This window comes from Tateyamaria sp., from assembly GCF_059783535.1.
The window spans coordinates 27,729-50,653 of the sequence record NZ_JBYNDP010000004.1; the positions used below are offsets into that span (position 1 = coordinate 27,729).

Annotated in this window: 29 protein-coding genes; 19 read left to right on the top strand and 10 right to left on the bottom strand. The window is 53.0% G+C overall.

Annotated elements, in window-relative coordinates; all coding sequences use genetic code 11:
• The first annotated feature begins 1 nt into the window (after window position 1).
• From AC6RA8_RS01615 to AC6RA8_RS01640, 6 genes are all read left to right on the top strand, one after another.
• The gene (locus AC6RA8_RS01615) at window positions 2-286 is read left to right on the top strand and encodes a rod-binding protein (RefSeq protein ID WP_500350382.1); all 285 of its coding nucleotides are present in this window, start codon (window positions 2-4) and stop codon (window positions 284-286) included.
• Window positions 273-632, top strand: coding sequence for a flagellar biosynthesis protein FlgN (locus AC6RA8_RS01620; protein WP_500350383.1), 360 nt, complete (start codon window positions 273-275; stop codon window positions 630-632). Before AC6RA8_RS01615 ends, AC6RA8_RS01620 begins: the two co-directional genes overlap by 14 nt.
• Window positions 633-839: 207 nt before the next feature.
• A complete protein-coding gene (locus AC6RA8_RS01625) occupies window positions 840-1,685 on the top strand; it encodes a flagellin N-terminal helical domain-containing protein (protein WP_500350384.1) in 846 nt (281 codons plus the stop codon).
• 92 nt (window positions 1,686-1,777) lie between these two features.
• On the top strand, window positions 1,778-2,134 hold the full coding sequence (flaF, locus tag AC6RA8_RS01630) for a flagellar biosynthesis regulator FlaF (RefSeq protein WP_500350385.1): 357 nt from the start codon (window positions 1,778-1,780) through the stop codon (window positions 2,132-2,134).
• Complete coding sequence (gene flbT / locus AC6RA8_RS01635; protein ID WP_500350386.1) at window positions 2,131-2,532, top strand: flagellar biosynthesis repressor FlbT; 402 nt, start codon at window positions 2,131-2,133, stop codon at window positions 2,530-2,532. Before flaF ends, flbT begins: the two co-directional genes overlap by 4 nt.
• Before the next feature lie 2 nt (window positions 2,533-2,534).
• Window positions 2,535-3,323, top strand: a complete 789-nt coding sequence (locus AC6RA8_RS01640; RefSeq protein WP_500350387.1) for a DUF1217 domain-containing protein — start codon at window positions 2,535-2,537, stop codon at window positions 3,321-3,323.
• Window positions 3,324-3,422: 99 nt separating this feature from the next.
• Here AC6RA8_RS01640 and AC6RA8_RS01645 read toward each other — a convergent pair whose 3' ends face one another.
• The gene (locus AC6RA8_RS01645; RefSeq protein ID WP_500350388.1) at window positions 3,423-4,778 is read right to left on the bottom strand and encodes a FliI/YscN family ATPase; all 1,356 of its coding nucleotides are present in this window, start codon (window positions 4,776-4,778) and stop codon (window positions 3,423-3,425) included.
• An 82-nt stretch (window positions 4,779-4,860) separates the two neighbouring features.
• Here AC6RA8_RS01645 and AC6RA8_RS01650 point away from each other — a divergent pair, with 82 nt between their 5' ends.
• Genes AC6RA8_RS01650 through AC6RA8_RS01690 form a run of 9 tightly spaced genes read left to right on the top strand, consistent with a single transcriptional unit; the run spans window position 4,861 to window position 9,412 of the window.
• On the top strand, window positions 4,861-5,253 hold the full coding sequence (locus AC6RA8_RS01650; protein WP_500350389.1) for a FlgB family protein: 393 nt from the start codon (window positions 4,861-4,863) through the stop codon (window positions 5,251-5,253).
• A 10-nt stretch (window positions 5,254-5,263) separates the two neighbouring features.
• Window positions 5,264-5,656, top strand: a complete 393-nt coding sequence (gene flgC / locus AC6RA8_RS01655) for a flagellar basal body rod protein FlgC (RefSeq protein WP_500350390.1) — start codon at window positions 5,264-5,266, stop codon at window positions 5,654-5,656.
• Window positions 5,657-5,683: 27 nt separating this feature from the next.
• Window positions 5,684-5,968, top strand: coding sequence for a flagellar hook-basal body complex protein FliE (gene fliE / locus AC6RA8_RS01660; protein ID WP_500350391.1), 285 nt, complete (start codon window positions 5,684-5,686; stop codon window positions 5,966-5,968).
• Between the two features lies 1 nt (window position 5,969).
• Window positions 5,970-6,239, top strand: a complete 270-nt coding sequence (locus AC6RA8_RS01665) for a flagellar biosynthetic protein FliQ (RefSeq protein WP_472726668.1) — start codon at window positions 5,970-5,972, stop codon at window positions 6,237-6,239.
• A gap of 1 nt (window position 6,240) precedes the next feature.
• Window positions 6,241-6,960 carry a flagellar hook-basal body complex protein gene (locus tag AC6RA8_RS01670; RefSeq protein WP_500350392.1) on the top strand — a complete coding sequence of 240 codons (720 nt, stop codon included), beginning with the start codon at window positions 6,241-6,243 and terminating at the stop codon, window positions 6,958-6,960.
• A gap of 10 nt (window positions 6,961-6,970) precedes the next feature.
• Window positions 6,971-7,756, top strand: a complete 786-nt coding sequence (gene flgG, locus AC6RA8_RS01675) for a flagellar basal-body rod protein FlgG (protein ID WP_500350393.1) — start codon at window positions 6,971-6,973, stop codon at window positions 7,754-7,756.
• Window positions 7,753-8,169 carry a flagellar basal body P-ring formation chaperone FlgA gene (gene flgA / locus AC6RA8_RS01680; protein ID WP_500350394.1) on the top strand — a complete coding sequence of 139 codons (417 nt, stop codon included), beginning with the start codon at window positions 7,753-7,755 and terminating at the stop codon, window positions 8,167-8,169. Before flgG ends, flgA begins: the two co-directional genes overlap by 4 nt.
• A complete protein-coding gene (gene flgH, locus AC6RA8_RS01685; protein ID WP_500350395.1) occupies window positions 8,166-8,918 on the top strand; it encodes a flagellar basal body L-ring protein FlgH in 753 nt (250 codons plus the stop codon). The genes flgA and flgH overlap by 4 nt, the downstream gene beginning before the upstream one ends.
• 11 nt (window positions 8,919-8,929) lie before the next feature.
• Entirely contained in the window at window positions 8,930-9,412 is a 483-nt protein-coding gene (locus AC6RA8_RS01690; RefSeq protein WP_500350396.1) for a flagellar basal body-associated FliL family protein, read from the top strand.
• Here the strand turns inward: AC6RA8_RS01690 and AC6RA8_RS01695 are convergent.
• From AC6RA8_RS01695 to AC6RA8_RS01735, 9 genes are all read right to left on the bottom strand, one after another.
• Entirely contained in the window at window positions 9,381-9,824 is a 444-nt protein-coding gene (locus tag AC6RA8_RS01695) for a hypothetical protein (RefSeq protein ID WP_500350397.1), read from the bottom strand. The two genes, AC6RA8_RS01690 and AC6RA8_RS01695, sit on opposite strands and share 32 nt — an antisense overlap.
• Window positions 9,821-10,906, bottom strand: a complete 1,086-nt coding sequence (flhB, locus tag AC6RA8_RS01700; protein WP_500350398.1) for a flagellar type III secretion system protein FlhB — start codon at window positions 10,904-10,906, stop codon at window positions 9,821-9,823. The genes AC6RA8_RS01695 and flhB overlap by 4 nt, the downstream gene beginning before the upstream one ends.
• Window positions 10,903-11,673, bottom strand: coding sequence for a flagellar biosynthetic protein FliR (locus AC6RA8_RS01705; RefSeq protein ID WP_500350399.1), 771 nt, complete (start codon window positions 11,671-11,673; stop codon window positions 10,903-10,905). The genes flhB and AC6RA8_RS01705 overlap by 4 nt, the downstream gene beginning before the upstream one ends.
• Entirely contained in the window at window positions 11,670-13,751 is a 2,082-nt protein-coding gene (gene flhA / locus AC6RA8_RS01710; protein WP_500350400.1) for a flagellar biosynthesis protein FlhA, read from the bottom strand. The genes AC6RA8_RS01705 and flhA overlap by 4 nt, the downstream gene beginning before the upstream one ends.
• A gap of 292 nt (window positions 13,752-14,043) precedes the next feature.
• Window positions 14,044-16,311, bottom strand: coding sequence for a hypothetical protein (locus AC6RA8_RS01715; RefSeq protein WP_500350401.1), 2,268 nt, complete (start codon window positions 16,309-16,311; stop codon window positions 14,044-14,046).
• The gene (gene motA / locus AC6RA8_RS01720) at window positions 16,311-17,180 is read right to left on the bottom strand and encodes a flagellar motor stator protein MotA (protein ID WP_500350402.1); all 870 of its coding nucleotides are present in this window, start codon (window positions 17,178-17,180) and stop codon (window positions 16,311-16,313) included. The genes AC6RA8_RS01715 and motA overlap by 1 nt, the downstream gene beginning before the upstream one ends.
• A gap of 68 nt (window positions 17,181-17,248) precedes the next feature.
• Window positions 17,249-17,851, bottom strand: a complete 603-nt coding sequence (locus AC6RA8_RS01725) for a MotE family protein (protein ID WP_500350403.1) — start codon at window positions 17,849-17,851, stop codon at window positions 17,249-17,251.
• Complete coding sequence (locus tag AC6RA8_RS01730; RefSeq protein ID WP_500350404.1) at window positions 17,848-18,219, bottom strand: hypothetical protein; 372 nt, start codon at window positions 18,217-18,219, stop codon at window positions 17,848-17,850. The genes AC6RA8_RS01725 and AC6RA8_RS01730 overlap by 4 nt, the downstream gene beginning before the upstream one ends.
• A 10-nt stretch (window positions 18,220-18,229) precedes the next feature.
• A complete protein-coding gene (locus AC6RA8_RS01735; protein WP_500350405.1) occupies window positions 18,230-18,718 on the bottom strand; it encodes a flagellar basal body-associated FliL family protein in 489 nt (162 codons plus the stop codon).
• Window positions 18,719-18,840: 122 nt separating this feature from the next.
• Here AC6RA8_RS01735 and fliF point away from each other — a divergent pair, with 122 nt between their 5' ends.
• From fliF to fliP, 4 genes are read left to right on the top strand one after another with little or no spacing between them, the layout of a single operon-like run.
• Window positions 18,841-20,460, top strand: a complete 1,620-nt coding sequence (fliF, locus tag AC6RA8_RS01740; protein ID WP_500350406.1) for a flagellar basal-body MS-ring/collar protein FliF — start codon at window positions 18,841-18,843, stop codon at window positions 20,458-20,460.
• Entirely contained in the window at window positions 20,457-21,056 is a 600-nt protein-coding gene (locus AC6RA8_RS01745) for a FliH/SctL family protein (RefSeq protein WP_500350407.1), read from the top strand. The genes fliF and AC6RA8_RS01745 overlap by 4 nt, the downstream gene beginning before the upstream one ends.
• Window positions 21,049-21,342 carry a FliM/FliN family flagellar motor switch protein gene (locus tag AC6RA8_RS01750; protein ID WP_500350408.1) on the top strand — a complete coding sequence of 98 codons (294 nt, stop codon included), beginning with the start codon at window positions 21,049-21,051 and terminating at the stop codon, window positions 21,340-21,342. Before AC6RA8_RS01745 ends, AC6RA8_RS01750 begins: the two co-directional genes overlap by 8 nt.
• Before the next feature lie 4 nt (window positions 21,343-21,346).
• On the top strand, window positions 21,347-22,072 hold the full coding sequence (gene fliP, locus AC6RA8_RS01755; RefSeq protein WP_500350409.1) for a flagellar type III secretion system pore protein FliP: 726 nt from the start codon (window positions 21,347-21,349) through the stop codon (window positions 22,070-22,072).
• The last annotated feature ends 853 nt before the right edge of the window (window positions 22,073-22,925 follow it).

Consider the following 22,925-nt stretch of genomic DNA (forward strand, 5'->3'; position numbering starts at 1 on the left):
AATGCTAACAACTTCTATATCTACTGGTTTGCCGCCATCGGCTGATCACCGCGACACGTCCTTGCGCGCGGCTGCCGCGAAAGTTGAGGCAGCATTCCTTGCAGAAATGCTGAAATCGGCCGGGCTTGGAGAAAGCCGTGACGCATTCGGAGGCGGCGCGGGCGAAGATCAGTTCTCATCTTTCCTGGTGCAAGCCCAGGCTGAAAAAATGGTCGAAGCAGGTGGCATAGGTCTGGCCGAGGCACTGTTTGAATCACTAAAGGAACGCAGCAATGAGAAAGGATGAGTTTCAAATCACACTGGACGAACTAGAAGACCTGCTTGATGCGGAAAGAACCGCTGTTCTGAATGGGAACATTGATGAAGTTGGCCGACTATTTGATCAAAAATCGCGTTTGCTTGAACAGCTTGGCGGTTGGGATGCGGCCAATGCCGAGGTAGCGGCTGAATTGCGGATCAAGCTCGAGCGGAATCAGAACCTTTTGGAATCGGCTGCAGATGGCGTGCGATCTGTGGCCCTACGATTGTCCGCGGTCAGACGTGTCCGTGAGTCTCTTGACACATATGACGCACGAGGTCAGCGCACGACCGTCGATCTAAAGTCCTGCGGCGCATTGGAAAAACGGGCTTGAGCAAGATTAGTTCAAATCCGCCATTTTCGGATTTTCGACTTTAGGAATGTGTTAGGCAAATCGCGGTCATGGTGATCGCGCACTTGGCAGCAAGTGGCGCATTGCCCCGGGAAGGGGTCTGCATTTGTCAGAACGGCAGTTTGGCCGTCCCATCGGGGGGCGGGACGTAAACCAGGGCGCAAAGCGCCGTGACAAAAGGAAATGCACATGTCGAGCATTCTTACGAACAACAGTGCAATGGTTGCGCTGCAGACCCTCAAGGGTATCAACAAAAACTTGGCGATGACGCAGAACGAGATTTCGACAGGTAAGACTGTCGCGTCTGCCAAAGACAACTCGTCCATTTGGGCGATTTCCAAAGTGATGGAGTCGGACGTTGCTGGTTTCAACGCGATTTCGGACTCTCTGAGTGTTGGCGAGGCAACGGTTGCCGTTGCGTCCGCTGGGGCTGAGCAAATTGTAAATGTTCTTGAAGAGATGAAAGAACTGGCCGTTTCAGGTAACAGCGAAACAGCTGACTTCGAGAAAATCGAAGCAGACATGGCTGAAAAAACAGCACAAATTGTCTCCATCATCGGCGCGTCACAGTTCAACGGTGTGAACCTGCTTTCAGCCGACACGGATGGTAGTGGTAGCGCAACTCAGCTCACTGTTCTGTCGTCGTTGGATCGTGTTGGATCTACTGCGCCGGCAGCGTCGACAATCGACGTCGCAAGCGTTGATTTCGAGACCAATCTGGACATCGCCGGTCGGACCGCAATAACAGACCAGGCATCAGCCGCGACAGCACTGGGTGAAATGGAAGCATTCCTTCAAACCGCGATTAACGGAGCTGCTCAATTGGGTGCCTCTGCAAAGCGGATCGACGATCAGAACACCTTTGTTGGCAAGCTGACTGATGCGATGAAATCTGGTATCGGTGCGCTTGTCGATGCCGACATGGAAGAAGCATCTGCACGTTTGCAAGCCTTGCAAACTCAGCAGCAGCTGGGTGTTCAGGCGCTTTCGATCGCCAACCAGGCACCGCAAACAATCCTGTCGTTGTTCCGGTAATCAGACAGCCCGGGGCGTTGAGGTTCGACGCCCCGGCACTCCTCTGACATGAACTCCTGAAAGGCGATGGTGTGAATGCAACCTCCCAAGCCATGCGTGGCTATGCTGAACATGCGGTATCAACCAAGAACGGACGACGGGCGGAATATGAAATCATCGCCCGTGTAACCCAAGGTTTGCGTGATGCGGCCACCGAGGCCAAATCAGACTTCCCAAGCTACGCGCATGCATTGCACGACAATCAAAGGCTGTGGACAGCCCTGGTTGTCGATATTGCCGATAAAGAAAATCCACTGCCAGAAGATCTCAAAGCCCGGATCATCTATCTGGCGGAGTTTACACGCCATCACACCAGCAAAATACTGCGAAAAAAGGCATCAGTGTTGCCTCTGCTCGAAGTGAACATGGCTGTTTTGCGTGGTCTGAAAACGGAAGGACCTTCAAAATGAGCGGTCTCATTCTAAAGCTTAGTCCGAAAGAGCGCATACTGATCAATGGAGCGGTCATCGAAAACGGCGATCGCAGAAGCCGACTGGCAATTGTTTCTTCCGATGCGAACATCTTGCGTTTGCGTGACGCGATCCACCCGGAAGACGCGACAACTCCGGTTCGGCGGGTATGCTATGCTGTTCAGCTTGTTTTGTCCGGAGACAGCGATAAATCCGAAGTGCGTCAATGGTTGTTACGTAGTGTCGAGGAGTTGAGCCAGATATTTGTTGACACTGACAGCCGCAAACATCTCGATGTTGCGTCGCACGCCCTTGTGCACGACGATCACTACAAATGCCTAAAAGCACTGCGCGCCCTTCTACCTCGTGAAGAGCGTTTGCTGGCGGCAAGCCACTAACCATGTATCAACCTGTATTGATTTCTTCCGGTTTGGTCGGGTGGCAGTTTCTTAAGCGAACGTATGACCAGCAACTTTCGGTATTCAGCCAATCCGCGGAACTGAAGCGAGATACCGATCATTTTGCGGAGAAAATCGCATCCGTCAGCACGGCTGAAGAATTGGTTTCAGATCGTCAATTGCTGACCGTGGCAATGGGTGCCTTTGGCTTATCAGACGACATAAACAACACTTTCTTTATTCAAAAAATGTTGAGCGATGGAACGACTGCGGATGACGCATTGGCAAACCGCTTTTCAGACAGCCGCTACCGAGATTTTTCGGAGGCATTCGGCTTTGGCCCTGGGGAGATCAGGGGCGCACTAAAACCAGGCTTTGTTGATGATATTATTGCGAAGTTTCAAGCCAACAGTTTCGAAGTCGAAACCGGCAATCAGGATGAGTCGATGCGGATCGCCCTTTACGCCGAGCGGACGCTGCCAGACGTAGTTCAAGGCTCAGCAACCGACGCAGCGAAGTGGTTCAGCATCATGGGGCAACCGCCGCTAAGAACTCTTTTCGAGACCGCGCTGGGCTTGCCCCAAGCTTTCGGGCAAATCGACATTGACCAGCAACTGTCCGTTTTTCAGGAAAGGTCTGAACGCGTGTTGGGCGTCAGTGATCCCGCGGATTTTGCTGACGCAGAAACACTGGATCGTTTAGTAACAACATATTTGGCGCGCTCGCAGTTGGGACAGATAGGAAGCGGTGCGACGGGCGCATCAATCGCTCTCACACTGCTAAGCCCATAAGTTAGTCCGATCACTCGGTGACTGGCTGCGCTTTCGCAGTAGTCGAGGCGGCACCAGAATTTTTGCAGGCCGTCAGCCACGCAACGGCAAGTGCTGCGATTAACGTGCCGAAATACCTTTGTTGGCGTTGCTGCCGCCGCGGCGCAATGCCAAGTTCAATTGGTCAAAACTATGCGCGCATCCTTCGCTGTGAACCAGTGTCATGGCCTTGTCTAGATGCGGCCACGCCTGAAGTGCCGCATCTACTTCGGCATCCGTTCCCTGTGTGTAGAGCCCTGCGCTTATCATCATTTGGTTTTGCGTGTAGACGCTCATGAGCTTTCGGACCTGTGTGATTGTCTCATTCTCCGCTCTTGAAGCCGCCGCTGGCAGGCTTCGCGAAACGGATTGCAGAACGTCGACAGCTGGAAAGCGTCCTCGCTCTGCAATTCCTCGATCCAGCACCACATGCCCATCCAGTACACCGCGCAGTATGTCAGCTATGGGTTCATCCATATCAGAACCAGCAACAAGTACGCTGAAAACCGCCGTTATGTCGCCCTGGTCTGGTCCGCCTGGGCCAGCACGCTCGCAAAGTGACATGATCAAATGCGAAGTGGAGGCAGGGAAACCGCGCAACACTGGCGCTTCACCCGCAGCAACCGCAACTTCGCGATGTGCCTCAGCAAAACGAGTGACAGAGTCAGCCAACAACAGAACAGATTTTCCCTCATCGCGGAAATGCTCTGCAACAGCCATGGCGGTCCAAGCGCATCGGCGCCTCAGCAACGGGGATTGATCAGATGTCGCCGCAACAACAACTGAACGCGCTAATCCTTCAGGCCCAAGGACATCATCAACAAACTGGCGTACCTCGCGGCCCCGCTCACCGATCATCGCGATGACGACAACATCTGCCGACATGCGCTGAGCCAATCGACCCATCAGGCTCGACTTTCCCACGCCGGAACCAGCAAAAAGACCTATCCTCTGCCCCCGCACAATCGGAAGCATTGTGTCAAATACAACATGCCCCGTGTCTAATCGGGGACCAAGCGCCCGCCGAGACGCTGCATCCGGTGGCTCGTTCTTCAGGGCACGCGGCGCCAATCCTCGACCAAGAGGCTTTCCATCAAGCGGGTTACCATCCGGGTCAACAATGCGGCCGAGCCAACTGTGATTTGGTGCAATCTTGCATTGGGTATCGATAGTTACGCGGTCGCCAAGTGCGATACCTTCGAATGGACCGTCTGGCATGACGGTTACAGCTGCCTGGGAGAGCTGCACGACCTCCGCTGACAGGGGGTCGTCCGACTGACGCGAAACCAAAACGCGATCCCCAATTTTTGCACGTTCATTCAGACCCGAAACAGTGAGGATACTTCCATGTGCCGCACTAATCCGGCCGATGGGATACGTGATCTGAATGTCGGCGAGCTGGGCTTTCAACATTTGCAATCGTACGGCTTGGCGCATCGGATCCTCCTGATGTTTGCACACAGTTTCTTAGGGAATCAGAGTTAAGCGTTGATTGAAATTGCACGAGGGAGAAGCCCCGATGTTTCAGAATCTGGCCGTTTTCGAGTCGGCACAAGCAATGGCAATGCATGCCGGTCAAAGACAGGCAGTGATTGCACAAAATGTCGCAAACGCCGACACGCCTGGCTACGTCGCACGTGACCTTCCAAGTTTCACCGATGTCTATGGGCCGGGCGAAGGTTCTGCTTTTTCGCAACGCGCCACGCGGCATTCTCATATGAACGGCAGTCCATCAAACAGTGTCGAAGCAATGACGGAGCAAGATAAGTCGTTCGCCTCACCAGATGGAAACACCGTTTCGTTGGAAACTGAAATGCTGCGGGCGACCGAAACCAAGCGGCAACATGATCGATCTCTGGCTATCTACAAATCGGCCCTAAACATTCTGCGCACCAGCTTGGGACGCCAATAGGGGACTTCCAATGAGCGAATTTGCAAAATCTCTCTCGGTATCCGCCAGCGGCCTAAAGGCACAGGCATCTCGTCTGCGCCATTTATCCGAGAACATCTCGAACGCGGACACACCGGGCTATAGGCGCAAGACCATACCGTTTCGGACAGAATTCGATGCCGGCCAGGGCGTTGCCAATGTCGAAGTCGGGCGTATGTCGCTCGATGATCGTCCGCCGGATCGTATTTTTGATCCAGGACATCCGATGTCAGATGAAACGGGCCACTATGAAGGGTCAAATGTCGACCTGTTGATCGAGTTGGCAGACGCGCGCGAAGCGCAGCGCAGCTACGAGGCAAATCTAAAGATATTCGAGCAAACGCGGCAAATGTCGGCCAGCTTGATGCAACTATTGCGCCGCTGAATGCGCGCACCTTGAAGGAGTTCCAGAATGGAAATCGCAGCACTATCGGCAGTTCAGAACTACACGGCGCTTCGGCCGGCAACACAGCCCGGTCAAGGGACCGGTGGTAGCGTTTTCGGCAAAGTGGCCATGGACTTTGCCCAGACACTTGCGGAAGGCGAGCAGATCGCGAAGAGCGCAATGATCGGTCAGGCAGATCCACATGCGCTGGTACAGGCCCTTGCCCAAACCGAGCTCGCTGTTGAAACGGCTGTCACCGTTCGGAACAAGGTTGTCGAGGCTTATCAGGAAATCCTGAGGATGCCTGTTTGACATGTTGAATGAAGTCATCTTCTTCGACACATTGCGTCAGGGTCTGTGGATTGCCGTTGTGGTTTCCATGCCGATCCTAACGGTCGCCCTGGTGGCCGGGGTATCCATTGGTTTGGTGCAGGCACTCACATCCATTCAGGAAATGACGCTCACATTTGTGCCCAAGTTAGCGGCAATTGTGGTCGTGTTCTGGTTGTCGATGGGTTTCATGACACACACCCTCGTTTCCTTTTTTCAAAGCCGGATTATCCCGCTGATTATCGGAGGTTGATATGGACAACACCGGTTACATAACGCTTACGCGCCAGTCCGGTTTGATGCGTGAGATGCAAATTGTTGCAAATAACATCGCAAACAGCGCAACCACCGGATACCGCCAAGAGGGTTTGGTCTTTTCCGAGTATGTTCAGGGCATGCGGGGCGGACCATCCTTGTCAATGGGCCACGGCAACGTTCGAGAGACATCTTTTGTTCAGGGGACATTGACCCAAACCGGCGGAACTTACGACTTCGCGATTGAAGGCGATGGTTTCTTCCTAATCCAGACGCCCGAGGGCGAGCGCGTTACGCGGGCTGGTAGCTTCTCCCCGAATGGGCAAGGCGACCTGGTTACACCCGATGGTCACGCGGTTCTGGATGCTGGTGGCGCCCCAGTCTTTGTTCCTCCGGGGGTAAGGACGCTTTCAGTGTCTCCCGATGGATCGATCAGCGCAGATGGCGCGTTCGTAGGTCAAATCGGCCTTGTTGAGCCCGTCGACCGGACAACGCTCATCCGGGAAGGCGGGATCATGTTCAGCTCTGACGCCGGGTTCGAGCCATCAGATACTGCGCGAATTTTGCAAGGCTTTGTCGAGGAATCCAACGTCGACCCGATAGGTCAACTTGCAAGGATGATTGAAATCCAGCGGGCCTACGAAATGGGTCAAAACTTTCTCGATTCCGAAGATGAACGGGTCCGTCGTGCGATGGATGCCATGTTGAAATCCAACTGAGGAGACTTCAATGCGCGCTCTCAAAATCGCTGCAACGGGCATGTTAGCCCAGCAAATGCGGGTGGAGACAATATCCAACAACCTCGCGAACATGAGCACGACGGGCTACAATGCGCGACGCGCTGAATTTGCCGATTTGCACTATCAACAGATGACGCGGCCGGGTGCAATCAACGCCTCAGATGGAACGGTCTTGCCAACGGGTGTCCAGCTTGGGTTAGGAGTCCGTCCCGCCGCAGTGTCTGTGCATTTGGCGCAGGGTTCACTGGCTGCAACCGGCGGTGATCTTGATTTGGCCATTGATGGTAATGGTTACTTCGAAGTCACCTTGCCTTCCGGACAAACAGCATACACGCGCGATGGTGCACTAAAGCGAAATGGCGAAGGTCTCATCGTGACATCCGATGGCTATGCCGTAGCGCCCGAGATTGTGGTTCCTGAGGATGCGCGCAGTATTTCGATCAATGGTGACGGTGAAGTTTATGCGTACTTTGCGGATGCGGCGGCAGGTCAATTGATCGGCCAATTTGATTTGACCGGGTTTTCCAATCCAAAGGGATTGGAAGCCCTTGGCAGCAATCTTTTTGCTGAAACTGATGCATCTGGCCCGCCAGCCGTCACGACGCCGGGCCTTGATGGTCTTGGAACATTGCGCCAGGGCTACCTCGAAGAAAGCTCAGTGGATGCGGTTCGCGAGATCACAGATTTGATCGCTGCACAACGCGGATACGAGATGAACTCAAAAGTAATCTCTGCCGCCGATCAAATGATGGGTGCAATGACGCAAATCCGATGAAGCTGGCACTGATCATAACTTGCCTCGTTGCTACCTCGGCTGCAGCCGACACGGTGGTACCGACCAGAACCTTGCGTCCAGGAACAGTGATCACCGCAGCGGATCTCACAATTCGCGACGAGGTGCAGGCTGGGATGTTCGAGTACGCTTCTGATGTCGTCGGGCAAGAGGCCAGAACGGCACTCTATGCCGGGCGACCAATTCCGTTCGAAGCAATTGGTGCGCCGGCAGTCGTAAATCGAAATCAAATCGTGCCCTTGTTTTTCAATGCAGGCGGACTGTCGATTGCAACCGAAGGACGTGCTTTGGAGCGTGGCGGAGTAGGTGATCGCGTGCGCGTCATGAACTTGAGCTCCCGCTCCACGTTGTTCGGTTTTGTCCAAGAAGATGGCTCGGTGAAAGTAACTCGATGAACTTTTTAACCATCAGAAATACACAGAAAACATGCGCTATAGTTGCTTTGTGTGCTCTAGTGTCTGCTTGCGGCCGCGGTGACCATCTTGGCAAGCCGCCAAGTTTCTCGAATCCGTTAGAAACACGCGAGCACTCGGCAATGGTATCAGCCAGCCTGCCCCTCACTGTAGATGAGGTTGATCCCGCTGATCGCGCTTCACTTTGGAGCGGACAACGATCGTCGTTATTGGGTGACCGCCGCGCTGTACAACGGGGCGACATCCTGACCGTTGTGATCGAGATTGACGAGCGAGCCGAGATTTCAAATGAAACGGATCGGTCTCGCAGTGGGACTGAAAGCCTGCAAGTTCCGCAATTGGGCGGACTGCCCCAAAGGCTTGACGAAAAGTTACCGGAAGGTGCGTCGTCTTCTGATATCGTTTCGATCACTTCCAAGTCTGGATCGAGTGGTGATGGATCCGTCAAGCGCAAGGAGAAGCTGACGCTGCGCGTCGCAGCGACTGTTGTAGACGTCCTGCCGAACGGAATTCTATCAATTTCGGGTTCCCAGGAATTGCGTGTCAATTTCGAGATGCGTGAACTTCTTGTATCCGGTTATGTCCGCCCGGAAGATATCTCGCGAAAAAATGAAATCACCTATGACAAGATCGCTCAGGCACGTGTGTCATATGGTGGCCGCGGTCAGATCACCGACGTCCAACAACCCAGGATTGGTCAGCAGATCCTCGACGCAGTCCTGCCATTTTAGGAGTGATCAGCGTGAAAAAGCTACTCCCATTGATCTTTCTTGCAGTTGGAGCGGGTGCCGGAGTGGGCGCCGGTGTCTTTCTGAGGCCGGTTCCCGAACCTATTGAGACCGTGGATACAGAACAGCCTGCCAAGTCTTCGGATACTGCGCACAAGACCGAAGACTTGACGGATCGTGAATACGTCAAGATGAACAACCAATTTGTTGTGCCGGTCCTGCAAGATGGCTCGGTACATGCTTTGGTTGTGATGTCGCTTAGTCTTGAAGTGCCAGCCGGGCAAAAGGACGCAATCTACTCTCATGAGCCGAAGCTAAGAGATTCCTTCCTGCAGGTTTTGTTTGATCATGCAAACGTTGGCGGTTTTGACGGCGCTTTCACAGACGCCAACAACTTGGCCGTCATACGCGGTGCATTGCGCGAAGTTGCAATTAAAGACATGGGTGACCAGATTTCGGATGTGCTCATTGTCGAGATTGCGCGTCAGGATTACTGATAATTGATCTGGTCAGCGATGTCTCTATGGCATCGTTCAATGCGCGAGTTCTACACCGCCGTTGCCGAGCCACTTGCTGTTGCTCAGACAACGCGTCAGTGACTAATTTTTTCCCATTTGCCTTCCGGTGTTGTGCGACAACTTCTTCCTTTTGTGCGAGCACCTGTGCCAGCTCAATGTTCAACCTGCGCCGGCTGTTTTCCAGCCATTTCAACCAAATGATATCAGCACCGATGGCACGCAGCTCTGAGTCTGAAGCAGGCTGGCAGTGGGTATCGTGGGCGAGACCATGAAGCCTTGCGAGTTCAGACCGCAGAGATGCCTCCCGCATCCTGAGTTTTGATACAGCGAGCTCACTTTGCTGAAACTTCAAATCCGATATCTGTTTTAGGCGGAACCAATTCATTGTCACAGACCGTCGCGCACGTGCTGGCGCATTTTGTCGGCAAAGCGTATTGCTGCGGCGACGGCTACGTAGTGGTCCGGATGAATTTCGTCCCCAATAGATGTGACTGCATGCAAGGCCCGCGCTGTTGGTGGGTCACTATGTATCGGAACACCACTGCTTTGGGCAATTTTGCGAATACGGAATGCAATTTCGTCGACACCCTTTGCAACACAGACAGGCGCCGTTCCGCTTTCGCGTGACCACTTCAATACTACAGCAAAGTGTGTGGGGTTGACGATAACCACGTCAGCCTGCGGCACATCTGCCATCATTTGTTGCGTTGCAATGGCTTGGGCACGTGTGCGCCGTTCTTGCTTCAGATGTGGATCGCCCTCGGAGTTCTTGGTTTCATCCATGATCTCCTTTCTCGACATTCGGTTTTTGCGAATGTGCTCCTGATGCTGCCAAACGGCATCAATCCCGCCCAAAGCGGTTGAAATAAGAACAACCAAGAACAGAAAAGCCACGCAGATCTCTGCCAGAAGCGACACGACCAAGCCGGGCGAAGTCTGTATTGCGCTTACCATGTCTGACAACCGTGCGTTGAGAAATATGGCCAGGCACGCCGAGTACAGGAGCAGCTTTGCAAAGCTCTTACCAAATTCAAAGAACCCGTTTCGGCCGAATTTTTGTTTTGCATTCTGTATTAGTGATATGCGGGACAGCTTTGGCTGCAGTTTCGTTGGCGCAACAACAAAGGCACGTTGGGCAAGTATTGCACCCAAGACCGCGAGCGCCGGCACAACAAAGATAGGCAAGAGCGCGCTGGATGCACTTAACAGGATGCCACCGATCACCGCAGATTGCCCACCGCTGAACAAAACAGCAGCGAAGTCCCCGGATTGATCTAGTATGATCTGCATACTGCTACCGAATGACGTCACACTCTGCGCACCGACAGCAACAAGAACCAATGTCAACCCGGCATATGCGGCCGCAGTTTGCAGGTCAGCGGATTTCGCGACCTCACCCTTCTTTCGTGCTTCGAGTAATTTCTGCGGCGTCGGATCGAACGGCTTGTCATTGGTATCATCTTGACTGCTCATCTGCGTGACTCCAACGGAGATGCCATGAATTGATCAAGAGCCGATAGCCAAACCGACAGCATTATTGGTGCCGCTAGAAAGAGGAGAAATAGGCCACCTAGCGTAATGAGCGGCGCGCCAACAAAGGCAACCATGAGTTGCGGCATGGCCTTATTAATCACGCCGAGCGCTAGGTTGTACAAAACCGACATCAGCACGAAAGGCGTTGCCAACAAGAAAGCAAGTTCGAACGCATATGCGACTTGGGACAGCCCCCAATCCGCAACGTCGTTTGGTGACAGAAACAGACCCATAGGCAGGAAAGCGTAAGAATGGATGAGCAACTGTGCCGCTTTGATGTGCAGGCCAGCCATCACTGCAAGCGCAACAGCTCCAATTGTGAGGACGTGCCCCATCGCTGGCAGCGGTTCAATCGCGGCGCCCCCCATGATTTGAGATAGTGACGTCGATTGAGCGGCGATCGCACCCGCGGTTTGTAGAGCCAGTATGAAGAGGCGAACACCAAGTCCGATAACTGCGCCAGACAATGTCTCAGTCATGGCCAGAAGCATAAGGTTCTCGATCGTGAACGCTGGCGGGTCTTGCGGCACAGCTGGCGCGATGATCAGCGTAAAAGCTACCACAAGAATTAGTTTTACGCGGGCAGGAACCGACTGTTCACCAAATCCGGGCAAAAGTGCAACTGCAGCACCCACTCTTAACAGTACTGTAAAGCCGACCCAAAGCTGCGCCTGAAGCAGCGAGATTGCTTCGGCCGCAGCAATCATGCTGCAACCACACCGACAAGTGCCGGGCGGGCATCCAACCCTATTTCTTCGAACGAAAGAACGGGATTGTTGATACCCTTGGCGCGCATCATGGTCTTCAAGAATCGGCGCCGACGGGTGTTTGTCACAACTGCCGGAAAGATACCTTGATCGCCCGCATCCTGCAGTTTTTCGGATACATTTTCCGCTAGTCGATTAAACAATTCAGGCGGCAGCGCAATGTCCAGCCCTCGGTCTGCATCTACCTGGTAGCTAGAGAATGTATCCTCCCATTCTGGAGCCAGTTGAACCAGCGGAAGAGTCCCGTCATCCCGCCGAATACCCGATACAATCTGAAAGCCCAGGCGTTGGCGGACGTGTTCGCAAATCGCCTCCGGCTGAGCATTGAGCGCTCGCGCCTCAGAGACTGCTTCTAAGATCAAAGGCAGATTTCGGATCGATACTTGTTCGTCCAACAGAAGTCTCAATACAGCGTGTAAGATGTCCATAGGTACTTTGTCTGGAATGAGAGCGTCGAGCATCTTGCGATTTGCTTCTGCTCTGCTTGGATCCGAGACGTTTTTCATCTCTTCCAGTAAGCGCCGCATGGATTTCAGAGTCAGCAAACGGCTGAAGTTTTGTTTGATAACCTCGAGAAGATGCGTTGCCAGGATTTCAGTCGGCGTGACCAGAGTAACACCAGCTATGGCTGCGACTTCTTGGTCCTCGGTCGCGATCCAGCGGGCAGGCGCCCCATACACTGGTTCTGTGGTGTCTTCCCCTTCGGGAACATTGTGGGACGTTTCAGGGGCCAGCGCCAACACCTTTGTTGGCTTTATAGTGCCTCTTGCTTGCTCGACACCCTGGATTCTGAGGACATATCCGCCCACCGGGAGGCCCGCATTGTCCGTCAGCCGAATCTCCGGAAGAATGACCCCGAATACAGTTGCAACATGTAGACGCATGTTCGCAATTCGGGCGTCCAATCCCGTGCCTGGATCAAGCACCATGTTGACAAGGTCCGGAGCAAACTCGACGTGAATGTCATCCAGTTCCAGTACATCGCCGATGGTTCTTTCGCGAATTGGATTTGCAGAGTCTTCCAGCTCGGGTGTGACTAACTCTGCTGCTCTTGTTTTGCGTTTGATCAAGAACGCAGTGGCAGCGAGGGCTCCTGCCCCTGCAGCGAATGGCAGCATTGGCAAGCCAGGCACAAGACCGAGCAAAGCCATCAGGACTGCGACTGTCGTCAATGCGGCCGGGTGCCGCCCAAGTTGTCCGAAGACAGCCAAGTCGGTTGCACCTTTTGCTCCGCCTCTGGCCAATAATAGTGCCGATGCGATTGAAATCACGACGGCCGGGATCTGGGAAACAAGACCATCCCCAACCGTCAGAATGGCATAAGTCTCAAATGCACTACCAAGGGGCATTCCATGGACGGCAACACCCATCACAAGTCCCGCGACCAAGTTAAGAAGTGTGATCAGCAAGCCTGCAACTGCATCGCCTTTAACAAATTTAGAAGCACCATCTAGAGAGCCAAAGAAGGTGGTTTCTGCCTGTTCAAGTTCGCGCCGTGCTTTTGCCTCCTGGTGGTCAATGGCTCCAGCTGACATGTCGCTATCGATGGCAAGCTGCTTGCCGGGCATGCCATCCAGTGCGAAACGTGCACCAACTTCCGCCATGCGGGTTGCGCCCTTGGTTATCACCATGAAATTGACGATCAACAGAACGCAGAAAACAACAAGGCCAAGAAAAACGCTTCCGCCCATAATGAATTGTGCAAAGCCTTCAATAACTTCGCCTGCGGCATGTGTGCCTGTGTGCCCCTGACCTATTATCAGTTTCGTTGATGAAACATTGAGAGATAACCGAAGCATAAGGGATGCTAATAGGATTGTAGGAAAAGACGAGAAATCCAGTGGACGCTCGATAAAAAGCGTGATCGTAAAAATTAAAATTGCAAGCGCGAAAGAGGTGGCTAGCCCAATATCCAAAACCCAAGCTGGCATAGGCAAGATCATCATGACAATGATTGCCATAAGTGCGACCGCCAACAAAACAGTTGGACTAAAAACAGCTTCTACTGAAAACTTCATCTAGTTGAACGCCACCTATTTGTACTAGTTTTTAGCATTCGACAATCGAAGGCGCCATATTGCGAAGGGGTACTGAACTGATCTGGATAAACCAAAAAAGACACTTTGGCTTGAAAATGAGCAGAATATCTTGCGTTCTACGAGACGCCGATGTTTGTGCCTGGCACTCAGCAGCGAGCTCAATGCGGCAGGTGATTTCTTGCATCCGTAATACGCCCCAGTAACCTATATGGCGCATCCAGTTAAATCCATTTAGGTTTAAATTTGGTAACTAAAAAATTCGGCAAATTTTCTAATTTTGCAATCCACCATACGTAGGATATGCCGCCAGAAGTTGCTCGACTACACGGCGGGCGTTTGCGCTTTCCTCGAGTGCCCCTTGCATGCGCTCCAACACATCATTCGAAGTAATCGAAGTGTCCAAACTTGATGAGGTTAGCTCAGCTACTGGGCCAAGGACTGGGTCATCTACTCCCAGCAGCTGTTGCCAGTTTTCTGACAGCCATGCGGCTTGTGTACGCCGACCTTCGTCACCCAAACCTGAGAACAGCTTGTATGCAGCATTATGATAGCCAGCATTGACGTTCGCCTGTGCTCTTATACTGTCTGCGGAATCGCCCGCTACGCCGCTGAGGTGTGCGAGAGCTGCGCGCGGCTGAGACAGGCCCAGCGATATTTGGGCAAGCAATATCTTTCTTTTTCGTGTCACAGGTGTGTTGGTCTGCATCGAAAGAAACTCCTTAGCCTCTGAAAAGAAACCAAGATCTGCCAACCGTTGAGCAAATGTATCTGCGGTTCTTGCAGATAAGATGTTACCTGGCAAGACCATCGCGGGAAATGCATGCTTTAAAAAAATTGTATCACTTGCATTTTGGGCGAGAAGAAAAAGTAGTGTGGAGTAAAGCGTTTCGGTATCTGAAATGCTTCCGCTTGGCCGCATAAGCCGAAATACTTCGAAGGCCGCGTCAAACTGGTCAGACTTTGCCAGCGCCAACACATGTGTACGTTGCAATTCCTCGCCGAGAGGGTCATTTCGCATCTCGATTACATAGGCTTCAACCAAAGTGGCGATATCTGGGTCTATCTCAATTTCCGCGTCTAGCTGAGTATTCACATAGCGGATAAGCGCTTCGGCGGATTGTTGATCGTTGGACGCAACGATGGCTTCGAGCCTGCCCTGCGCCGCTTCAACATCCCCTCTAGTTAACTCTATGTCTGCCTTGGCCAGTTCAGCAGCACTAGGCAACGGTTCAACGGTGCGCTCCAGTCCCCGCAAAGCCGCAGCCGCAGCCACGTCGTCGCCATATGCCAGCAACTTCCTGCTTAGCGCAGGCGCGATGAAGTTGCGCAAATGTAGAGGTAAACTGCTCAGAGCCAGAAGGGCAGCACTGCTGTCAACGGATGAAGATGGTCGCAAATTGTGTGCCGACAGAATAGCCCATAATGCAACATCCGAGTCGCAATCAGTAAAGTTTCCAAGATAGTTGTTCGCCTGTGCCGATCCAAACTCCATTACATCAGCTAAGTCGACGAGCGCTCTGTTTGCCGGCCCCAAATCGGCCGAAATTGACAACACCTGCTTTGCTTCGGCACCGAAACCGAAGTGAAGATAGAGGCGCGCCAACTCAACAGCAATGTCCTTATCAATCTTATCAAACTCGGAAAATAGCGCACTTCTTAGTGAAGAAATGGATGTCGCAAAACCCGTCGTAGTCCCCCAATCCTGAACGCGCACTTCTAAGGGGTCGATACACTGAACACCCTGTGCCGTGGATGTGTCTAGGGGATTGGTGCTCGGCACATCGCTGCTGGTTGTGACGCGTAGGTTGCCGCTTGGCGGCCCAGCGTGTTCTTCTTCAAGCGTTTGTATTGACGAATTGAATATACTTGTGTCGATCTGCGAGCGTTGTTGCCGTATGGGCACCGCTACACTCAGATCACTCGGCTGCAGTACGCCTGTGCTCGCAGCAAAACCAATCCTACTTGCCAGCTGTTCCTGCGCTTTTTGAAGGTTGCTCACTTCCGTTGTGCTGGGTGCTTCACTGAGCAAAACGCTTGGCGCGTCCTCCGCTACGGGTGCACCTGAACTGGAGAGCAGAGCGCCAATAGGGACCTCATTTCTAGCTTTATCTCGTGTAAACCGCAGTTGTGTCGAACCCACGAATTGCAGCAGGGACAACCCATTGTTCTGGGTTTTGTCAGTTGATCCAGCCGCGAGCGCACTGACATCAACCACGAGCATTGCACCAGATCGGAAAACATCAGCCTGACATTCGCATCCATACATGATGTTGAGCGATGTTGCATCGCTATCGACAGCACTGACGTACGTCTGACCTATGCGATCAAAGACGCGAGAAGTATCAAAACCATCGGTATGGCCAGCAATGGTGATGTTGATACCGGCGGCTGTCTCCTCAAGAGACCACTTTTTTTCGTTTGGAACGTCCAAAACAAGCCTGGCAAATGTAGGATGCGCACCTGAACGAACTGGAATCCCCGCGCCATAAGCGGTCCCCGCAACTAAGGTGAACAAGACAAACAGTCTGAAGGTCAACATCAGGCCGCGTTCTGTTTTACAGATTTCAATGCTTCTTCCAGATCCGAAAACGAGGGTCGGCAATGCGACGGCGTATTCTGACGCCCAACCTCAATACAGATGTTGGTTGCATGATTGTGTAGATTCGCCACAAGCACTTCACGGATAAGCTGATAGAAATGGCTGTCCTCTTCGACAACGGCTTTTACTTTTGCTGCAAACGGCCCAACGAGGCCATACGCCAGGAAAACACCAAGGAAGGTACCGACAAGCGCCCCACCGATCAGCTTGCCCAGTATTTCTGGTGGTTGATCGATAGATGCCATCGTCTTGATCACACCAAGAACCGCCGCGACAATCCCGAGAGCAGGCAGGCCGTCGGCCACTGTTTGCAACGCGTGGCTTGAGTGGAGCGCATGGTGCATGTTTGTCTCCATCCGCTTTTCAAGTACCTCTTCCACCTGATGCGGGTCATCGTAGTTCATCGATGCCGAGCGCATTGTATCGCATATGAGCGCCGTCGCTTCGCCATCTGCAACGATCTTTGGGTAACGAGAGAAGATGGACGAACTTTCCGGATCTTCAATGTGCTCTTCTATTGCGACCGGGTTCTGGCGCGCCAATCTGATCAACTCGAACAACAGGCAAAGCAAATCCTTGTAATCCTCGTGCGCCCATTTCGGACCTTTGAATACTTTACCCAAGTCTTTGACAGTATGTTTGATCTCAGACATCGAGTTGCTGATCAGGAAGGCTCCGACTGCTGCGCCGAGGATCATTGTCATCTCGAACGGCAATGATTTGAGAATAATTCCCATCTTCCCGCCAGCGGCTAAGTAACCTCCGAAGACCATCACAAAAATGGTCACAATGCCGATAATCCCGATCACTTCACGATTCCCTCAATCCGTTTGACCATGACGATTGCAAACTTCGGTTAATAAAGTTTCACGCAGATTCAGTTCTTGGGCGCACGCGCATTTCGCCCTGCCAGAATTGCGCTAATCGAATAGGCGGACTCTGGCGATAGCCCAGCCATTACTTTGGCAGCTATGTCCGGCTGCATGCGACCGAGAAAGCCTGCTGCAAACGCTGGCTCCATTGCCCCAAACAATGCGGCTGCCTCTTTGGGTTTCATGTTTTCATATACTGCAGTCAATTTCGATAGATCATCTTCTGCTGCGGTCTGAGCAATTGACAGTGTTTGACGCAAGCGTTGCTCCGCATTTTCCAATGCAAAAAGGCGTCTTTCAATCTCAACCTGTGCAACATCCAACGCCTTGGAACGCGCCGCAAGTTCACCTTCAAGTTCATTCACTCTGGCTTCCCGCGCGCGCAATGCATCCAGCAAGGATTTGATGTCCGTTTCCCGCGTTTCGAGAGGCTCTGACGCCATAGGGTGAGCGGTCAACGGAAGAGAGAAACCATCTTCCGGGTCTACCTCGGCAAACGCAGAATTGGCGCCAATACCAATGCGTATCACGGCAGATCCGGCGAGCAGGGCGGCCAACAACGTGATGGAACCACGGTTGGAGGAGGAAGACTTCTTTTTGGTTTTCATTTTCCTCCTCCCACGGTTCGGCGGGTAAAGATCGGTTCACTTGGCTCGACTGGAGTACCAGGTGCTTTTTCGGGTGCTGGTGTTCCGGGAACATCATGCAGAGCGGCCATCTGCAACTCGAGCCGCCGTGCCATTTCTGCAGCACGCTGCGTTGTATCGCTCAGAGCTTCGGCGGATTCTGCAGCCGTTTTTTGTGCCGCCTCAAGCGTCCTTGTCAGATCGTCGACCTGTGCCGAAAGGACGGCTACCGCACCGCCAACTCCTCTTTCAAGATCGTTGAACCGCTGGAGTCGGCGGCTCAGAACGAAGCAGTAAAACCCGGCGCCCAATGCGCCCGCTACAAGCAAGATATCAGCTACGAGGTCCATTTGTTCACCATCAGCTCAGTACAAATTCCATGATGAGCAGGTCGTTGACCCGCCCTGGCCCGGCCACGATCTGCACCCGTCGCAACATTTGAGCGCGCAGTCTGGTCAACGCTGCGGGGCTTTCTATATCCGCGGTTTCAAGCGCACGTAGATAGCCGTTCAAAACGTCAACAACGCGCGGAAGCAGAGATTCGACATCGGATGCATATTGTGAGGGTACCTCCAACTGTGCCCTGAAACGCAGATGACGACTGTGAGAGTTGGGCGCCAGAGAGATTACCATCGGTTCAACCGGAACAAAGGCTACATCAGGCAGATCTGCTGGCGATGACGTGTCCAGCTCAGGCTGAACACTTGATTCGGGTGCCAAAATCAGGCCCGAGAATGTTGCGAAGAAGCCGCCGCCTGCACCGAGAAGCAACGCGATAACACCTATAATCAAAGGCATCTTTGAAGGTTTCTTTACTTCCTCGTCTGTGTCGACGGCTGCGTCTGTCATCTGGGTCCTACTCAAAAATGATCGAAATCAGATTTGCCACATATCAACTAACCGATTGTTAAGGCTGTTCAGTCATTGCTGTCTCAAAGTCGAGCAGAACGCGCGACACGACGGAGACAAACGTGCAGCAGATACTGAATGTCTGGATGGGCCTGGATATCAAGCGCCAGATCACTGTCGTCGCGGCGACGGTTGCAATGTTCCTTGCAATACTCGCGATGTCACGAATCGCAATTGCCCCTACAATGACCCTGCTTTATGCTGGCTTGGAGAATGGGGCCGCTGGTGAGGTGGTGAGATCGCTAGAACAACGCGGTATTCCATTTGAAGTGCGCGGCGGATCCATTTTTGTTGACGCGCAGGATCGGGATCAACTTCGGCTCACTCTGGCAAGTGAAGGATTGCCAGCAAACAGCAGCCGTGGATATGAATTGCTCGATAATCTGTCCGGCTTTGGCACAACCTCGCAGATGTTTGATGCAGCATATTGGCGCGCCAAAGAAGGCGAGCTGGCACGCACAATTGTATCAAGCCCTCATGTCGCAATGGCGCGTGTTCACATCGCCTCAACAGGATCCAACCCGTTTCAACGCAGCGTCACGCCCACGGCTTCCGTCGCAATAACCTCCAACGGTGGTCAGCTTACGACACAACAAGCCAAAGCAATTCGATTCCTGGTTGCATCTGCAGTCACCGAGCTGTCTGCCGAAGACGTCGCCGTGATTGATGCAAACGGTGCTTTGATTGGTGCAAACGACGATTCAGCACCCACCGCAGGTTCAGAAGACAAGGAAAAGATGCTTCGGGAGCGTGTGGAGCGGTTGCTGGAGGCACGTGTTGGCCCGGGAAATGCAGTGGTCGAGGTGAGCGTCGAAACCGTTACAGAAACGGAAGAGTTTCGGGAACGCCGGTTTGATCCACAGGAACGTGTGGTGATCAGCACGGATACTGAAGAGCGTTCAAGTACGTCCAACGAAGCCGCTGGAGGAGATGTGACCGTTGCCTCCAATCTACCGGATGGAGATGGCGCTGGAGGAGACAGTGCATCATCGCAGAACTCGGAAACGCGGGAGCGTATCAACTACGAAGTCTCTGAAACCGAGAGAGCTATTGTTAAAGCCGCTGGTGCAATTCGGCGTGTCACGGTCGCCGTACTCGTCAACGAAGCAGTTGCTGACGTGGAAGGCGGTACTCAAACGACTCAGCGATCGACGGATGAATTGGATGCACTACGCGAACTGGTTGCTTCCGCCGTTGGTTTCAGTAAGGAACGCGGCGATGTCATCACAATTAAGGCGATGGAATTACAATCAGTTGCGCCTCAGGGTACCGTCGCGGAAACATCAGTTTTCGACGACTTCCAAATTGATGTGATGTCAACGATCCAGATGGCAGTCTTGGCCATTGTAACTCTAATCCTTGGGCTATTTGTCGTCAGACCCGTTCTATCGCGTGCGCCAGCGGCGCTACCAGATAGTTTGCCTGCTTCCTCACCGGAAAACACGGCAGACACACCATTGATCGGCAATTCTTTCGATCCCTCTTCGATCGGGGACATCAATATTGACCGCACTTCGGAGCAGCTGCCGGATCTGGCTTCACTTGATCACCCGCCGGTCGCTACAGCCGTGGAGCATCTGCAGGCAGATCCGGTTGATCGCCTTCGATCCATGATTGGTGAGCGCCAAGAAGAAACAGTTGAAATACTGAGAAGCTGGCTTGAAGAGGAGCGCGCGCAATGACTGCGTCGCACCTTTTTCAAGATTTTGGGGATATCACGTCCTCGCAGCATTCTCGGCAAGACATGCCGATTGAAGATGTTGAGGACCAAAAGCTGGAAGCCTTTGAAAAAGGCTACCAAGCAGGTTGGGAAGATGCCGTGGCAGCCCAGACTGAAACACGCTCATTCGTTTCGAGCGGCTTAGCCAATAGCCTGCAGAATGCTTCGTTTGAGTATCACGAGTTGCGCGCGACTTTGAACGCGTCTGTTGAGGGAATTATGGCTGGCGTTATTGACATTGTGCTGCCTCAAATCGCTCATTCAAGCCTCGGCGCGCATGTGCGCGAAGAAGTGTCGGCGCTGGCACGAAAAAGCTTGGACCGAGATATCGAGATTGCAGTCGCGCCAGAGAGCGAGTCTGCTGTCCACGCAGCACTCCAAGACGATCTTCCAACGCCTTTTGTCCTGACAACCGACAAGTTGTTGGCACCAACCCAAGTGGTCTTGCGGCTGGACCATAGCGAGACGGAGCTGCACTTGGACCGTTCCATCGCGGATATCTCTGCAGCAGTTGCATCGTTTTTTGAAAACAATCCAAACGAGGCGAAAGATGGCTGACATCCCTTCTAAGAAAGCCCTTGCATCTGACACGCACAATCCCTTCACAGCGGTTCCGATCGAGATAACCGTGTCTGTCGGGCAAGCCCGACCATTGGTTCGCGACCTGGTGATGCTTGGCTCCAATGCAGTTCTCACACTCGACAAGCGAGTTGATGACCCTGTTGACTTGTTCGTCGGCAACAAGCTAATCGCGAGGGGCACACTGGAAGAGGCTGACGGTGACGACGAAGGCCAGTTGGTTGTACGGCTGACGGAGATACTTGATCTTGGTGCGGGCCTATAACCGAATGGTCGGGCGTGCCCTCATCATCCTAGTTTTGGTTTTTTTTCCAATATCTGCAGGTGCGCAGGATGTTTCCATCTCGCTTGGAGATGATGCATCTCTGAGTGCAAGGACACTGCAGCTGATTGCCTTGATTACGGTCCTGAGCCTTGCTCCGGGCCTCGCGATCATGGTGACATGTTTTCCATTTCTGGTGACAGTGCTATCGATACTTCGTCAGGCAATTGGGTTGCAACAATCTCCACCAAATATGCTGATCGTCAGTCTGGCCCTCTTCCTGACGTATTTCATCATGGAGCCGGTTTTTTCCGAAGCGTGGGAGAATGGTTTGGGACCGCTCGTGAACGAGCAAATTGATCCCAGCGTCGCCTTTATGCGCGCGCTTGAGCCATTTCGCGCGTTTATGGTAGCTCGACTTGACGCCGACACGTTTGCTGCGATGTCCGATCTGCGGCCCGATACGCAGGGTGTCGCCCTCGAACCGGACGCACCTTTATCGGTATTGATCCCAAGCTTTTTGCTGTCCGAGATATCCCGCGCATTTCAGATCGGTTTTTTGATCTTCCTTCCATTTTTGATCATTGATCTTGTTGCCGCAGCTGTCTTGATGAGTATGGGGATGATGATGGTTCCTCCTGCGATTGTCTCCTTGCCGTTCAAGTTGGCGTTTTTTGTTATTGCAGATGGTTGGGAGCTGATCGCCGGGAGCCTCGTCCGAAGCTACTTCTAAGACTTTCCGAACCAAAAACTCTGAAATGCAGTGTGGCAACTTCCAAACTGAAGAGAGTAAGTGGCAGCGCTTCGAAATAGTCAGGTTTGGGAGTCGTTGATCATCGTCGCGCTGGGTGCTTGGCGTTTCAAAAAATGATCGGTGATATGCCTGATCATTTTTGGTTGATCACAGCTCAGACAGCGCGTGCTGAGCCTTTCTTTTGCAAGCACATGGCAAGCATGGCATTGATGGTCGGCAGGTGTTGAGTGGAATTATCTTGATCAATGTCAATGGCTTGAGATGGTGTAACCCGTGTGCCATCGCCGCAAGACGCTTCATGGCCGATGGAAACGACGGAGCGGCAAGGGCAGTTTCGCCCAGACGATGGCTGGCTTTGCCACGGAACCCGACGAGGAAAAAGACGGTCATGATCGACTGGGCTTACCTGAAGGCCCGCAGAAATGTAACCAGCCCGACCAACAAAACAGCTTGGATGCCTCATCACTGACAGGCGGGGCATTTGCAAAGCAAATGTCCCGAGAGGCGAGGCGGGAAAAAAGAGGCATGAGCCCACTAGCCGGAAAGACATTGTGCTGTGATATCAAGACAGGTGTCAAGCCGCAGGCGATTTGCGACAGCAAGACCGCCCCTTTCGTCTGGTCGTCATCACAGGCCAGGTAAGCGATCACATCGGTTCCGGTACGCTGCTCGGCAATCTACCAAAGGTCAGTTGGCTGCCTGAAGACTGCGGTTGTGATGTCGACTGGCCAAACGAGCCGCTGGCTGACAAAAACATAGGTTTCTGCATCCCTGGTCGAAAGTAGTGCACAATGGTCATTAAACATGGCTAGCGCCGCTGCAAATGGCACAA

Excerpts from the sequence above, each read along its gene's own strand:
- flhB (WP_500350398.1), bottom strand. The coding sequence starts at position 10,906 with ATGAGCAGTCAAGATGATACCAATGACAAGCCGTTCGATCCGACGCCG.
- flgG (WP_500350393.1), top strand. The coding sequence starts at position 6,971 with ATGCGCGCTCTCAAAATCGCTGCAACGGGCATGTTAGCCCAGCAAATG.
- AC6RA8_RS01735 (WP_500350405.1), bottom strand. The coding sequence starts at position 18,718 with ATGACAGACGCAGCCGTCGACACAGACGAGGAAGTAAAGAAACCTTCA.
- AC6RA8_RS01730 (WP_500350404.1), bottom strand. The coding sequence starts at position 18,219 with ATGGACCTCGTAGCTGATATCTTGCTTGTAGCGGGCGCATTGGGCGCC.
- AC6RA8_RS01645 (WP_500350388.1), bottom strand. The coding sequence starts at position 4,778 with ATGCGCCAAGCCGTACGATTGCAAATGTTGAAAGCCCAGCTCGCCGAC.
- fliP (WP_500350409.1), top strand. The coding sequence starts at position 21,347 with ATGGTCGGGCGTGCCCTCATCATCCTAGTTTTGGTTTTTTTTCCAATA.
- AC6RA8_RS01665 (WP_472726668.1), top strand. The coding sequence starts at position 5,970 with ATGTTGAATGAAGTCATCTTCTTCGACACATTGCGTCAGGGTCTGTGG.
- AC6RA8_RS01615 (WP_500350382.1), top strand. The coding sequence starts at position 2 with ATGCTAACAACTTCTATATCTACTGGTTTGCCGCCATCGGCTGATCAC.
- flaF (WP_500350385.1), top strand. The coding sequence starts at position 1,778 with ATGCGTGGCTATGCTGAACATGCGGTATCAACCAAGAACGGACGACGG.
- AC6RA8_RS01715 (WP_500350401.1), bottom strand. The coding sequence starts at position 16,311 with ATGTTGACCTTCAGACTGTTTGTCTTGTTCACCTTAGTTGCGGGGACC.
- flbT (WP_500350386.1), top strand. The coding sequence starts at position 2,131 with ATGAGCGGTCTCATTCTAAAGCTTAGTCCGAAAGAGCGCATACTGATC.
- fliE (WP_500350391.1), top strand. The coding sequence starts at position 5,684 with ATGGAAATCGCAGCACTATCGGCAGTTCAGAACTACACGGCGCTTCGG.
- AC6RA8_RS01620 (WP_500350383.1), top strand. The coding sequence starts at position 273 with ATGAGAAAGGATGAGTTTCAAATCACACTGGACGAACTAGAAGACCTG.
- AC6RA8_RS01725 (WP_500350403.1), bottom strand. The coding sequence starts at position 17,851 with ATGAAAACCAAAAAGAAGTCTTCCTCCTCCAACCGTGGTTCCATCACG.
- AC6RA8_RS01745 (WP_500350407.1), top strand. The coding sequence starts at position 20,457 with ATGACTGCGTCGCACCTTTTTCAAGATTTTGGGGATATCACGTCCTCG.
- AC6RA8_RS01750 (WP_500350408.1), top strand. The coding sequence starts at position 21,049 with ATGGCTGACATCCCTTCTAAGAAAGCCCTTGCATCTGACACGCACAAT.
- flhA (WP_500350400.1), bottom strand. The coding sequence starts at position 13,751 with ATGAAGTTTTCAGTAGAAGCTGTTTTTAGTCCAACTGTTTTGTTGGCG.
- AC6RA8_RS01625 (WP_500350384.1), top strand. The coding sequence starts at position 840 with ATGTCGAGCATTCTTACGAACAACAGTGCAATGGTTGCGCTGCAGACC.
- flgA (WP_500350394.1), top strand. The coding sequence starts at position 7,753 with ATGAAGCTGGCACTGATCATAACTTGCCTCGTTGCTACCTCGGCTGCA.
- AC6RA8_RS01640 (WP_500350387.1), top strand. The coding sequence starts at position 2,535 with ATGTATCAACCTGTATTGATTTCTTCCGGTTTGGTCGGGTGGCAGTTT.
- AC6RA8_RS01670 (WP_500350392.1), top strand. The coding sequence starts at position 6,241 with ATGGACAACACCGGTTACATAACGCTTACGCGCCAGTCCGGTTTGATG.
- flgC (WP_500350390.1), top strand. The coding sequence starts at position 5,264 with ATGAGCGAATTTGCAAAATCTCTCTCGGTATCCGCCAGCGGCCTAAAG.
- AC6RA8_RS01650 (WP_500350389.1), top strand. The coding sequence starts at position 4,861 with ATGTTTCAGAATCTGGCCGTTTTCGAGTCGGCACAAGCAATGGCAATG.
- flgH (WP_500350395.1), top strand. The coding sequence starts at position 8,166 with ATGAACTTTTTAACCATCAGAAATACACAGAAAACATGCGCTATAGTT.
- AC6RA8_RS01705 (WP_500350399.1), bottom strand. The coding sequence starts at position 11,673 with ATGATTGCTGCGGCCGAAGCAATCTCGCTGCTTCAGGCGCAGCTTTGG.